The organism is Anaplasma platys (assembly GCF_012790675.1).
Lineage (GTDB): Bacteria > Pseudomonadota > Alphaproteobacteria > Rickettsiales > Anaplasmataceae > Anaplasma > Anaplasma platys.
On record NZ_CP046391.1, the window covers coordinates 1,023,422 to 1,037,291 of the forward strand.

The following is a 13,870-nucleotide window of genomic DNA, read 5'->3' on the forward strand; positions in this document are numbered from 1 at the left end:
GTTTAGTGCGGCGCATCTTCTGCGCTGCTCCTGTAGCGACCAGGTAATTTATTCCCTGCGAGCCGTGCTGAGCACTCTCCAGCGTGCTGCGTTTCACTGACGATTGTGTTCTAGTTCACGTTGGGTTTCGCAACAGGTACTATGGGCAGTGCTGTTGGTATTGTATGAACTACTGTGTATGCGTGTTGTGGCTAAATAGGGCAGTGGATGTTCATCGCCTAACTGGTCGGCGCCGCCTCCCGCAATGCATGATACATAGTGTACTAAACCCGGTACACGATAGACGTGCTTGGCCTATTTCATGGAAGCGCATACATTATGCGTAGCTTCCTAAGCTCAGGGGAAACTTCAAGATACGGTCCTAGACCACTGGATGCGATGCCAACTGACACAACACTTCAAAGCAATAACCCTATTACGGAGGAAGCTTTTGCTGTGCACAAAAACTCCAGGTTTTGCCGAGCAAAACATGTTATAGGTCTCGTATGCAAGTCATGGACGGAGGGTCGCAAAAGAAATCAATTACCGGCTAATACCCCCGCCCTCCGAGAATTTCACCAGCAATAGATTTGAATATTTCAGAAAACCCCGAATCAGGCGGCCCAGCATGCCCGTGTTCAATATTCAGGGTTAGCCCCGGACAAATCCCTACCTCTCCCAAAAGAGGAACTGAGTTCTTCTCGGCTACTACACGCCCGCCACTATTACCAAAAATGCGCATTTTTTGCCCGGATTTCTGATCAAGTACGTAGCTCATGTTTTCCACTACCCCGAGAAGTCTAACTTGCATACTCCTCAGCATGTCGCATGTCTTCATTGCATGCGTCACAGATAACTCATGCGGCGTTGTTACAATGATCCCCCCGGTGATCTCGTAGCTGCGAGTCAAACTGATATGCACATCCCCTGTCCCAGGGGGAGTATCAATCACCATATAGTCAATGTCACGCCACCTAGTCCCGGTGATCAGTTTGTTAATGGCCTTAGTAACCATAGGACCACGCCAAGCTATGGCACGGGTATCATCCTGAACAAGATTTCCAATGGATATACTACTCACTCCTCGCATCTCCAGTGGTACTATGAAGCCCGCATCATCGACTGCAGCCAGTAATTGCGTACCCAAAAGCTGAGGAACTGACGGACCATAGATATCAGCATCGACCAGAGCCACTTTATAGCCACAACCTGCGAGAGTAAGTGCTAACTGGACTGAAACAGTGGACTTACCCACCCCTCCCTTGCCAGAAGCTACCATCAGAACCTCTCGTACTCCTGAAACTTTGATTTTCTCAAGAGGCCGAGGGATTTTATCCTGAATCAAGGCTACAGTTACATTTGTAATCCCTGAAAGCCTACTCGTGATTACATCACGGCAGTCACGCTTTAATTGTTGCTCCCACTTAGACCCTTTGTGAGCATTGACACGTAGTATGACTCCCACGTCACCCTTGTTTATAGTGACCGATAACGTGCCAATTGCCGAAATCTTGACACCGGAATCGGGATCAGTTACACCCTCCAATGCCTCTGTAACTTTACGCTCGGTGATCATCTGACACTACCAGTTGAGACACACCTTAAATGGTACCATAGTTCTGGGAAAACATGTTTACTTTTGTCACACACCAAATTATCATACCTTACGGTTGGAGTGGTGTTGTAGTATGGTCATAGTTCCCGGAAGTGCCTCCTCGGCCCTAGCTGCTAGTATGTCTGCCCTACTTGATAATTCTGTTGTAGAACCGAGAGTTAAGAGGTTCGCTGACGGGGAGATCAGCGTGGAAATGCCGAAAAAAACCGGTGATTCGTGTGCGCGTGTGGTGATTTTGCAATCTCTACCTACGCCATCAAGCGACAATTTGGTGGAGCTCATGTTGCTCGCCGATTCTGCGAGGCGCGCTTTCTCTCCCACAAGCATGACTTTGGTAGTACCGTATTTGTGTTACTCCCGTCAGGATAGGGTAATGGCGCAGCAATCTCCAGATGGGGCTTTTATATCATCGCTAAGTGCCAAAGTGATAGCAAAGATCTTGAGTGTTTCCGGTGCCGAAAAGGTAGTAACTGTGGATCTTCATTCCGAACAATCTGCTGGATTCTTTGACACACAGATCGCCAACATTTCTGCCTATAGTGTATTCGTCGACTATGTTGCCGACAGTCACGTATTAGAAAAGCTTGCAGTTGTTGCACCTGATTACGGCGCTCTGGGCAGAGTAAGAGCGTTTGTCGGAGCCTTGAGTGCAAAATATGGGATAAACTCAATACAAGTCGCCGTGATTGACAAGTACAGGGAACGCCCTGGTGTTTCGGAAGTGATGCATGTAGTAGGAAATGTAAAAGATAGGCACTGCATACTGCTGGATGATCTTGTAGATTCCGCTGGGACTCTGTGTAACGCGGCTGCTGCGCTAAAAACACGAGGAGCTTTAAGTGTTCAAGGATTTGTAACGCACGGCGTACTGTCTGGGCAAGCTGTTGATAAGGTTGAGGCCTCGGAGTTAGATAAGTTAGTCGTTACTGATACAATCTACGACGAAAAGAGAAGCCAGTGTGGTAAAATCAAGGTGCAGACCGTATCTGCTTTGCTGGCAGACTATTTGCTTTCCGAAGTAATGAAGAGGAAGTAACTGTGAATAACGTAAGGATTGAGAAAACCTTGCTCCTGGGTAGCCTTGACCACTGCACTGGAGCCCTGCTGTCACGCCTTAGGTGCAGAGGGAGCCTTGTAGGTGTACATAGGTGGAAAGCGCTTGGCGTTATTGAGCAAGCAAATCGTTTATGTGTATGATACCTCCGCGTCGGGTAAGTTGGTTGTTGCTGATACTATTTGTGGACCAAACTAAGATGAGCATGGCAAAGCACCTGACTCGCCGTATCTTACTTGCTGACACTGTTTGTTTTCTGTCATGATATGAGAGAGGTGGTGGTTTTGAGTAGTGATCGCGGAAACGCTGGTATAAGCCTAGAAGAGCTAAACAGAGTGGCAAAGCTTGTGAGAATAAAGATCTCTGAAGATGAGGCTGCTAACTACTGCAAGTACCTTTCTGATGTGGAAAAGTGGTTTGAGATGTTGTTCGAAGTTGATGCTAGCGGGCTGGAGCCGGTGACACACGGAAACATACACGACGTCCATGTTATGAGGCAGGACATTGTCGACGAAGGAAACATAAGAGAAGAGATCTTAGGCAATGCCTCTTCGACTGAAATGGGATTCTACGTGGTGAAAAAAGTCATAGACTAATAAAAAAGACTGGTGGGTTGTTAAAAAAGACTAAAAGTCGTGCTTTAACAGCATACTTTTTAAAGCGCGGTTGGTAAACATAAAGAAAAAAGAACACACCAAAAACGAGACAAAACCTACATTTAAAAAAAACCGAAATGCTACAGCCAACACCCACAGAAAAGCTCGTTACGTGACACAAAACGAAGCTGTTCACGAACAGCATAAAAACTCTATTCCCTACGGGGTATCGCTAACCATTCTCTTCAGGACATAGTGCAAGACTCCACCTACGGCTAAATAATCCAGCTCTATAGCCGTGTTAACAGCACACTCCAAGTCTATAACCAGGCTGCTTCCGTCACTTTTGTGAATCTCGCACTCAATGGTTTTTCTCACACCAACCTGGCCACTTAGGCATAAGGTTTCTTCACCAGTTAAAATGCTCCTGGTCTCCTCTTTGAAAATTAGGGGAAGGACACCCATGCCAACAAGATTTGATCTATGTATACGTTCAAAGCTTTCAGCGATTACGGCCTTAATACCTAGCAGAATTGTCCCCTTTGCTGCCCAATCTCTACTCGAACCTGTCCCATATTCCTTGCCAGCTACAACAACCAATGGAACATTCTCTGCACCATAACGCATTGCAGCATCGTAAATCGAGAGCATTTCACCACTAGGAAAATGTCTCGTAAAACCACCCTCCACTCCTGCAAGAATTTCGTTCTTTATTCGGATGTTTGCGAACGTTCCCCGCATCATTATGTTGTGATTACCGCGTCTCGACCCATAAGAATTAAAATCTTTTTCTGCCACCCCCTGTTGGGTAAGAAACTTCCCCGCAGGGCTTTTAATTGAAATATTCCCCGCAGGAGAGATATGGTCAGTGGTGATACTGTCACCCAACAACATCAAAATCCTGGCATTGCGAATATCTAGCTCATTGTTCCTGATTTTGCCATTTGGCTGGCTGTCCCTCTGCAAGGCAGGATCCCCTTGTTCCACAAAATAAGGCGGTTTCTGAACATATGTGCTATCAGAGCTCCACTCATATGTAACGTCACCAACAGATTTTACATTTTGCCAGATTTCATCACCAAGAAAGACATTAGCGTATTTTTTCAGGAACACCTCACGAGATATAAAGGTTCCAATAATCTCACTGATCTCCTCATTTGTTGGCCACAAATCTTCAAGAAAAACATCGTTACCGTTGCTATCTTGGCAGATCGCATCCTTTGTAATGTCCCGCAGCACTGTCCCACTCAGAGAAAAAAGAACAACTACAGGGGGAGATGCCAAAAAGTTGGCTTTGACGCATGGATGCACACGCCCTTCAAAATTTCTGTTACCCGAAAGCACCGACACAACTAGCAAGTTATTTGCGGCGATGCAGTCCTCAATTTCCTTTGCCAGCGGCCCAGAGTTGCCAATGCAGGTAGCACAACCATAACCTACAATATTAAAGCCCAGATGATTCAGATCCTGCTGCAATCCCGACTCCTTCAGGTACGCCTCTACAACCTGCGACCCTGGAGTAAGCGAAGTCTTTACCCACGGCTTTGACCGCAAACCCAATTTTCTCGCCTTACGCGCTACTAACCCCGCTGCTATCATTACATAGGGGTTAGAAGTGTTAGTACAGCTGGTAATCGCAGCAATTACCACATCTCCATTCTTTACTAGCAGCTCACTCCCAGAGCGGAATTCCCCTTTGGGTAAAGTGTCTGCAATCTTTGACAGATCTATCCTGTCTTGTGGCCTTTTGGGTCCGGCAACAACGGGATACACATCTCCTAGATCGAGCTCTACTCTGTCTGAATAGTCAACACTATCACCCTGATACCAAAGATGCTGAGCCCGGATATAAGATTCAATGACCTCCATGTAATCACGATCACGGCCAGTTATGTCAAGATAGTCTAGTGTGCTCTGATCAAAGGGAAAAAAGCCACAAGTAGCACCATACTCTGGGGCCATATTTGCCACCGTTGCTCGATCAAAAACAGTAAGGTTTTTTAATCCATCACCGTAAAATTCTACAAATTTTCCCACCACCTTCTTCCTGCGCAGCATATCGGTAATGGTAAGCACCATATCAGTCGCCGTTACTCCCTCACGCAGTTTTCCACTAATCTCAAAGCCAACTACTTCTGGCACTGTCATCGCTATAGGTTGCCCTAACATCGCAGCTTCGGCTTCTATGCCTCCTACACCCCACCCAAGAACAGATATCCCGTTAATCATGGTAGTGTGACTATCCGTACCCATAATGGTGTCAGGACACAACACACCATCTACATTCCATACCACTTGCGCCAAATATTCCAGATTGACCTGGTGGCATATACCCATCCCCGGGGGAACAACGCGCAGATTCCTAAACGCCTGCTGGCTCCATTTAAGGAATCTATAGCGCTCAAGATTCCTCGACATCTCGAGTGTAACATTCTTCGACAATGCGTCATCGGTGCCGGAAAAATCAACTTGCAGCGAGTGATCGATAACAAGATCAACAGGTATCCTCGGGTTTATTATACTGGGATCCTTACCTTTCATGCGCATGTAATCACGCATAGCCGCTAGGTCAACCAATGCAGGTACTCCTGTGAAATCCTGCATCATTACTCTTACAGGCATGAAGTTTATTTCACATTTTGCGCCACTGTTAACGTACTCAGCAAATTTTTTCAAATCAGAAAGCTTAACGCTATAGCCATCTTCATGCCGCAACAAATTCTCAAGCAAAATTCTGTGTACGAACGGCAGTCTATCTATGTCCAAATTCAATTGCGAACAAGCAACATCAAGCGCATAGTAGCTGTAGGACCCCTTACCCGCACACAACTCTCTCCGTGCTTGCAGAGTATCCAAACACGACATACCTTACCTCCTACAACACATGGCATAACAATACCGCAGGCTACTAAACATAATTGGCAATATCACGCAGTATTAGGTTCAAACGCTACAATTTGCTGATAACTAGTATAGCCACCACTTTATTAATATTACCATTAGCATAGATGTCACCTCCCTCTCACGTAACACACTGCATATCAGGTGTAAGACACCCCCACTTATACGCAACGCATGCTCGCCTATTCGAGCAATATGGAAGAGTGACAAATAAAACTCACGTTTCCTTTACAGTATCCCAGGAGGAAATATAGCCTATTATCCGAAATTATCCACAGTTTACTTTACTATACCCATAATAGGGCTTCACATTCTTGCATTGCAGCACCAGCATTATGCTAAACTCTGGCAAAGTTACGTAAGCTCACTTCAGCCATTTTACGCCCCATAGTTGCTTACATACAGACCATCTACCTTCTGCTTACCCTACAGGTAAAATACCACACCTTCCAGTTACTGTAGTGTTGAGACACAGCAATGCCCCTTGAGCAAGAGCTCCGTTACCTGAAAACTACAGCCCCCGCCATACCCTGAGCAGTGTTAATCTTCCCTTCCGCTGTCCCCGGCCAGCCCCGGTTGGTTTGTTTATTTTCATACCACTTGTTCGTCCTTTCTGTTACCGTGTCTCCGGCGCTCGCCCCGCCGCCCAGTACTATTCCCACCGTCTCTCGTCTCGCGTTGTTTGCCGCACACACCCCCGCTCCGTTCATGCCCCAAGCGCGTCCCTTCTCACGTCCTCCCGTCCTAAACGTCATCATCCGGCAATCGCCTTGTCCATCCGGCCTTAATTCTAAAGCGCCCTCGATCTTGCCAAAACGAGCGCTAAACTCGCGCTCTCTATTTCGTGTTACGCCGAGCCCCCGTCTCGTTTTCTCTCCGAGTTCGTGCATTGCATCTCGGTAGTCAACACAACTCCACGTTACGTCATCTACTCTTCCTTTCTCCCACGCGCCAGCCCGATCCCAACCCCTATTGTAACTATCATCCACCGCAACCTTCTTATTACAAACCTTGGGGTCAATTGTTGGGCTCGTCCGTCCTACGGCCTGGCATAGGATCATAGATCATTTGCGCGTATATTCAATAATAAAGCGCCTACACAGGACCCATGACTGCAAGCCGCAGCACTTGTACAACGTCTTTTGCAATCATCTCGCTCCCTATTACTTGTCTGTGCTTTTCTCTTAACTAAGCACAGGAATGCTTTTATCATGTGGCTACGGGCTGCTTTTAACGGGATTCACACAAATGAAAATCACCTTGTCGAAATTTAGGGAGTTTTTTGCGAGTCCCATAGGTTACGGCAGCGTTTTGCTCTATGGCAGTGACCCCAGTAGAATCAGCCATTATACGCAAAAAATAATTGATAGCGTAACCACCAGTGACGAGTATGCCGTTTCTCGGATGGACCTGAATGAAGCGAGCAAGGAGCCCGAGCAATTACTAGTTACTCTCACCACAGTTCCTATGTTTCACCAAAAGTCGTTAATGGTGCTTGCGGGAGCGAAAGATGCTCTCAGCAGCGACTTAAAAAACGCTATCGATAATATGAATACGGATTATTGCTTTGTTATTGTACAAGCGCGAGAACTGGCTAGCACCTCCTCATTACGAGCGTACTACAATGGCCATCCGCGATATGCGTCTATTGCTTGCTATAAGGAGGATAATATAAGTGCGCTGGTGGCAGAATTTCTGTCGGAAAATGGTGTCAGCTATAAGGCTGCGGCATTCAAATTACTATGTAATCTACTACAAAATAGCAGTGCGTGCCTTCAGCCCGAGCTAAGGAAGTTACTCCTGTTTCTTGGAGAAAAAAAAGTCCTGGATGTTGAAGATGTGCGGCAAAGTTTTGTAGCAGATTTAGATCCCGCATTGGACGATATATGTGTGGCTATTGCAGCTGGAGATTTGAAGAATTTTGTAGCGATAGCGGATTCTTTGCTACAAAATAAGGTAGCCGAAGTATTGATACTGAGGTCCAGCATGAAGTACTTTATGACGCTTGAGTTCCTCATGAGAAAAGTAAAAGAGGGCATACGGTTGGACGATGCCATAAAAGCAGTACAACCCCCTATTTTTTTCCGACTAATTCCTCAATTGCGGCAGCATGTTGCTACCCTTTCGTATCAAGTGGTGCAGTTTATCCTGAACAAGTTGCATGAAACGGAGGTGCAGTGCAAGTCGCCGGATGCACTACCGGAAGCAGCATTCAAATATCAAATGTATTCGTTGATACTGAGTATAAGGGCCTATCAAAGTCGGTGCCCGACCTATTAGGAATTGAGACGTGTAATTTCAGCAGCTTCTACTGCGGATGCCAAAACACCAAGTTTGCTGACTATATACCAAACCAGCTTTTTCGCTTCTGGTATTTTATCTTCAGCATCGGTAAACTCAACACCAGGCGAATTTAGATTTTCGAATTTACTACGCGTGGAATTATACCTATACAAATAACAGGCCAAATCCTTGCCGAAGTAGTATAGCAGAGGTTCGGCAACGCGCTCAACAAACGTTTCATCGGTAGGAATTCCCTCCTGGAGGGTTACGCTGTCTATGGGATTGCGTTCCTTGACGCAGCGCATCTTGTTTCGATCTCTTTTATTCATCTGCAATACGTCTTCCCCGCTGTAGACACTCACTATGCCGCGTCCGTATGTCCCATTATTTGCTTTGATAAATACATAGGGGACATCAGAGATTCCATAGATGAGGAATTTTTCTTTGATATCTGATATCAAGCTCTCAACTCCGTTCGCAATACGTTCCACACTTTGCTTGCAGGTAAAATTTGCATCGTCGCAGTGGGAAAACAATGCAGAAATAAGCCAGGGATCTATCCTGAATTCGTGACAAAACTCTTCCACCAGGCGCGTGTACGTTGCGAAGTACTCTGCCTTACACCTGTTAAACCAGCCAAGATAGGGGGAAGGTAGTATATCCTGTGCTACGCCGCCTTTCAATATTTCGGGCATGCCACTAGTTAGATCATTATTTAGAATGATAAAATCCGGAATAAACCCAGAAGACGTACGAATTTGTCCGTCAACGCTGGTCAACTGCAGGACATTTACAACAACACCACCCGACGCGTTAACCTCGTTACTGTTCGCAAGATTAAACCCGCCAATTACCGTTGCAAAACCCGCGTTAATGAGCAAATTCTGCAGGACTACCACACTATCTATATATTTCTTATTGCGCGTGTGCCCCTCTATGATAATCAATGCATTGCTACATCGCGAATAATTAGCCAAATTCTTTTTCAAGAACCCTTCAGCCCTTTTTGTAGCCACTGTTCCTAGATTGTTATACCCCGCAGGGAAAAAATTCACATCAATGGGTGCGACTTTGTAACTGGCACTTCGTAGATCAACAGATGAACTAAAAACTGCATGGTACTTGGCAAACTTATCCTCAAACCAGGACTCAACATCAGCTAACTGACGCTGGAAGGTATCATGTAATATTCCGAAACCCAGCAAAACTAACCCGACAAATCGTAAAACCAGCAGCGACTATACACACATTCACCATGGGCAACAACCAATTTGTCTAATGGACCATAACACCGAACCACAGGCCTAATGACAACATACAGAAATGGAACAGCAAGCGGTAGCAGAACTCAACGCTCTTTAAATGTACTCTCTTCACTTCTTCCGGGTATACCACCCCGGTACAGTGTTGTGGTAACACTATTTACCAGCATATAACTGCCGCGGCCTACATATCTTCAGGCTTTCACTGCCCCGCAAAAGCTCACACCATTGTGACACCCATCCCGCCGTTCTGGCAAGGGCAAAGAATGTGGTATACATCTCAACAGGCACTCCCATAGCTCTTAAAACTATCCCTGAGTAAAAATCAACATTGGGATATAGCTTGCGCTCAACAAAATATTCATCTTGCAGCGCACAGCGCTCTAATTCTTCTGCCACACCCAATAACTCATCGCTGCAACCTAAATTATCAAGGACTGAGCGGCTGATCTGTCCCAAGATCTTTGCCCTAGGGTCATAGCTTTTGTAGACACGATGCCCGAAACCCATGAGCCGAACTTTACTATTATTATCTTTAACAAACCCAATGAACTCCTCAACTTTGTCAGGACTACCTATGCTTTCTAGCATGCGAATCACAGCTTCGTTGGCACCTCCATGTGCTGGCCCCCATAGGGTCGCAGTCCCCGCGGCTAAACACGCGAATAGCTCTGTTCCGGCAGAACCTGCCATCCGCACGGTCGCTGTTGAAGCGTTTTGTTCATGATCTGCATGCATGATGAAAATAGCATCCAACGCTTCTTCAATGGCGTCAGCACGCGTCTTTTCGAGGGCCCCAAACATCATTTTAACAAAATTTCCTGTATAGCTCAGACTTGGATCAGGACTGACCAGTTCCAAGCCCATTCTGTGCCGATAGATCGCAGCCACCAACGACGGAACTTGCGCTATCGCCAGCACAGCAAGCTCTTCATTTCCCCTATTATCCCCATGATACTTCGCAGCCAAAGTTGAAAAGCATGCCATCAATATTGCCATGGGATGAGCATCTCTCCTGAAGGATGAAATCACGCCTAAAACGTCTGATGACAGAGCATGCTGCGCCCCTATAGCTGCCGAAAATTGCTCGAACACTGTGTCTGATGGCAAAACCCCATAGAGCAGTAAATGGGCCACACTACAAAAGCCACCTTTAATTCCTATTAGGTCTGCAATGTCAAGCCCGCGGTGGCGCAGTATACCCTTTTCTCCGTCGATAAAGGTTATCTCAGAGCTGCATGCCGCGGTAGACATGAATCCCGGATCGTAGGTCAAGACCTTATGGTCTCTGTACAACGTAGTGATGTCTATCAATTGTATCCCATCAGTCCCGGACAGCATAGGCAAGCTTACTTTCTTATCCCCGCACATCAAAACAGCATTTTCTTTCATACAGCGTTACCCAATATCCAAAAAAGTGACATTTTTACTCCCATTCGATAGTTGCAGGCGGCTTAGATGTGACATCATACACCACTCTATTTATCTGTGGCAATTTCCCCACGATAGCTCCGCTTACTTTTTGCAAAAACTCGAGAAATCGCAACTTTTTGTCTGCATTGGCGCTAAAGGGAAAACAGTCCGCCGTCATCCCGTCCATTGAGGTAACAGCCCGAAGCCCACATACATGTCCATATGTACGTCCGTCACCCATAACGCCAACAGTTCTCTCAGACATCAAAACAGCAAATGCTTGCCAAATGTCATGATAAAGACCATGTTCCAGGAGCATATCTATGTAAATGCTGTCCACTTCCCTCAGCAACTCAAGTTTTTCCTCCGTAACTTCCCCCATAATCCTGACAGCTAAACCAGGCCCAGGAAAGGGATGCCTTTTTAATATCGCACTCGGCAGACCTAGTTCTTCACCTAACTTACGCACTTCGTCTTTGAACAAGCTGCGCAGAGGTTCAACCAGTGCAAAGTTCATCTTTTCTGGTAACCCCCCTACATTGTGGTGTGATTTTATCTTCACGCCCGACCCACTAGCTCCTGATTCGATAACATCCGGATAGATAGTACCCTGCATCAGAAACTTGACGTCACCTCCGAGTTTAGCTGCCTCCGCCTCAAAAACCTCAACAAAAGTATTACCCATTACTTTGCGCTTCTCCTCAGGCTGCGTGACACCCTTTAGACGGCGCAAAAACATCTCAGATGCATTTGCCAAGGCGAGCTTAATGCCAAGTTTGTTTACAAAAAAGTCCTGCACTACAGCTACTTCACCTTTTCGCAAACACCCTGTATCCACAAAAACACACTTCAGATTGTCGCCAATAGCCTTATGCATTAGCACTGCTGCCACACTGGAATCAACTCCACCACTTATTGCAGCAACAGTGAGTGAGTTACCAACTATCTGCCGCACATTATCAACCTGGGTCTGCAAAAAAGTCTTAACTGTCCAGTCTCGTGTACAGCCAGCAATATTCAGGAAGCTGTCCAATAATTTCGCTCCGTCGGGTGTATGTGAAACCTCGGGGTGGAATTGCATTCCATAAACTTTCCTTGACTCGTCACTCATAAACGCGATCGCCCCTGAGTCTTTACTCTTGGCGAGTACTTTAAACCCCAATGGCACCCGATCTATCACACTATCGGAGTGACTCATCCAAACACTTACAAGGCTTCCAACAGGCCAAACACTCTTTGTGATCTCAGATTCATCAACAACTTCTAGTTGTGCATGACCGAACTCGCAGCTCTTTTGTGATTCAACTGTACTGTTGAATACGTGTGCAAGTATTTGAAACCCGTAACAGATACCCAATACCGGAGTTCCTAGGTTTTCATTGATCTTAAGTACATCTTCTACAACTTTTGGAGTCTTGGGCAAGTTTGTCACAGAGCTAGGTCCTCCGGAAAACACGAATGCCCCAATTTTTTTCCCTCCCTCAATTAGGGAAGGAAAATCCGTATCAACGGGAAAAACCTCACTGTAAACACCCAGATCTCTTACCCGACGTGCAATAAGCTGAGTCACTTGGGACCCGAAGTCAATAATGGCTACTGTCAACACTAAAATACCCCATACAATCTCATGTATTGTAAGGCATCAATACGGATAGGACAACGACATACACAGAGAACCGGGTTGGTGTTATGTTTATCACAGTAGTGGGATTATCAATGAAATGCGCTGCACCAGGCAAGCTTTGGTGGTTTTCCACCTTTTCGTGCTACTTCAAAAATTTATAACACCTTCTAACTTACGTCGCTGCGGCACTACAGAAATTGAAGGTCTTAGTTTTAGCTAGAAAGGAGCTTTTTGTCATTGTACGTATGTTTAAGGTTATAAATTTATTAATTAATTCCCCATATCCTACTTGCTTGTATAAGATGTTTGGTCAAAGACATGAAATCCGAACCCCAACAAGGGAAACAAGAGAGTCATTCCTTTGGTGTGAACAAGCGTTCTTCTCAAGGAGATGGCACACAGTGCAAGAGCAATGCCTTACGGAACAGATACGAAGACATAATGGAAGAAGAAATGGACCCTGCGCAGCTCGCGCTGTCTTCTGAAGATATAGAAAACGTGATTGAAAGTATTGAGCAGGAATATGGAGCTATACTTACAGCAGATCTCAAAAAAGCAATGAGAGAGGAAATAACCACAGCAGTGCCAGAGCTTACTCGCGCGTTAGTCCCTCTGATCTCATTGGCTGGAGCGGAAGGCAGCAGCACAGAAAAGTTAAGGCAAGAATGGGTAAGAACATTCATGGAGGTTATGCTGCCCCACATGCAGAAGATAGTTTCCGCATCACAGCAACAACAATAAATACCACACCCACGGACTATCTACAAAACTCTTTACCTTCCCCACTACGGCCCAGAGTATGGGGCCGTTTTTTTTGTTGCGTTCACGGTTGTTATATTTTTGGCAGAGGTGCGTGCCAGAGATAACTTCCGGTTATCATTCCGTGTTCTGCACCTGTAGTCTCTCTATGCACGGGTTCTATATCATACGACCGTGACATATTGCACACAACACACACGCGGTAGATAGAGTGAAAGTTCAGCCTGTTGCGTGACACTTCACCACACTACGCAGTACGACAAAAATGTCTCGTTAAGTTGACCAAAAGTAAATATGTACACTACAGCTGTGCCATAAAATCCACATTCTCCAACAACGAAATGACTCTCAGCTAAACCTGCCTTGTGCACGCAGTGCGCGGTA

General features: G+C 45.9%; 10 protein-coding genes. 4 read left to right on the forward strand and 6 right to left on the reverse strand.

From position 1 onward, the window contains the following. Positions 1 to 529: 529 nt before the first annotated feature. A complete protein-coding gene (locus ANPL_RS03945) occupies positions 530 to 1,555 on the reverse strand; it encodes an Mrp/NBP35 family ATP-binding protein (protein WP_169193442.1) in 1,026 nt (341 codons plus the stop codon). A gap of 112 nt (positions 1,556 to 1,667) precedes the next feature. Here ANPL_RS03945 and ANPL_RS03950 point away from each other — a divergent pair, with 112 nt between their 5' ends. Together ANPL_RS03950 and gatC are read left to right on the forward strand one after the other, a co-directional pair. Continuing rightward, entirely contained in the window at positions 1,668 to 2,630 is a 963-nt protein-coding gene (locus tag ANPL_RS03950) for a ribose-phosphate diphosphokinase (RefSeq protein WP_169193443.1), read from the forward strand. A gap of 302 nt (positions 2,631 to 2,932) precedes the next feature. Beyond that, complete coding sequence (gene gatC, locus ANPL_RS03955; RefSeq protein WP_236822809.1) at positions 2,933 to 3,244, forward strand: Asp-tRNA(Asn)/Glu-tRNA(Gln) amidotransferase subunit GatC; 312 nt, start codon at positions 2,933 to 2,935, stop codon at positions 3,242 to 3,244. Between the two features lie 219 nt (positions 3,245 to 3,463). Here gatC and acnA read toward each other — a convergent pair whose 3' ends face one another. Continuing rightward, complete coding sequence (gene acnA / locus ANPL_RS03960) at positions 3,464 to 6,109, reverse strand: aconitate hydratase AcnA (protein ID WP_169193445.1); 2,646 nt, start codon at positions 6,107 to 6,109, stop codon at positions 3,464 to 3,466. A 536-nt stretch (positions 6,110 to 6,645) separates the two neighbouring features. After that, positions 6,646 to 7,206, reverse strand: coding sequence for a hypothetical protein (locus tag ANPL_RS03965; RefSeq protein ID WP_169193446.1), 561 nt, complete (start codon positions 7,204 to 7,206; stop codon positions 6,646 to 6,648). 187 nt (positions 7,207 to 7,393) lie between these two features. On the opposite strand from ANPL_RS03965, the gene holA reads away from it, so the two are divergent. After that, the gene (gene holA, locus ANPL_RS03970; RefSeq protein ID WP_169193447.1) at positions 7,394 to 8,425 is read left to right on the forward strand and encodes a DNA polymerase III subunit delta; all 1,032 of its coding nucleotides are present in this window, start codon (positions 7,394 to 7,396) and stop codon (positions 8,423 to 8,425) included. Here holA and gshA read toward each other — a convergent pair. The 3 genes from gshA to guaA form a co-directional block, all read right to left on the reverse strand. Beyond that, positions 8,422 to 9,633: a glutamate--cysteine ligase gene (gene gshA, locus ANPL_RS03975; RefSeq protein WP_236822810.1), complete on the reverse strand. Its 1,212-nt coding sequence runs from the start codon at positions 9,631 to 9,633 to the stop codon at positions 8,422 to 8,424. The genes holA and gshA overlap by 4 nt on opposite strands. Before the next feature lie 213 nt (positions 9,634 to 9,846). Continuing rightward, complete coding sequence (locus ANPL_RS03980) at positions 9,847 to 11,082, reverse strand: citrate synthase (protein WP_169193448.1); 1,236 nt, start codon at positions 11,080 to 11,082, stop codon at positions 9,847 to 9,849. Between the two features lie 34 nt (positions 11,083 to 11,116). Beyond that, a complete protein-coding gene (gene guaA, locus ANPL_RS03985; RefSeq protein ID WP_169193449.1) occupies positions 11,117 to 12,709 on the reverse strand; it encodes a glutamine-hydrolyzing GMP synthase in 1,593 nt (530 codons plus the stop codon). 336 nt (positions 12,710 to 13,045) lie between these two features. On the opposite strand from guaA, the gene ANPL_RS03990 reads away from it, so the two are divergent. Next, positions 13,046 to 13,468 carry a hypothetical protein gene (locus ANPL_RS03990; protein WP_169193450.1) on the forward strand — a complete coding sequence of 141 codons (423 nt, stop codon included), beginning with the start codon at positions 13,046 to 13,048 and terminating at the stop codon, positions 13,466 to 13,468. Positions 13,469 to 13,870 lie beyond the last annotated feature (402 nt).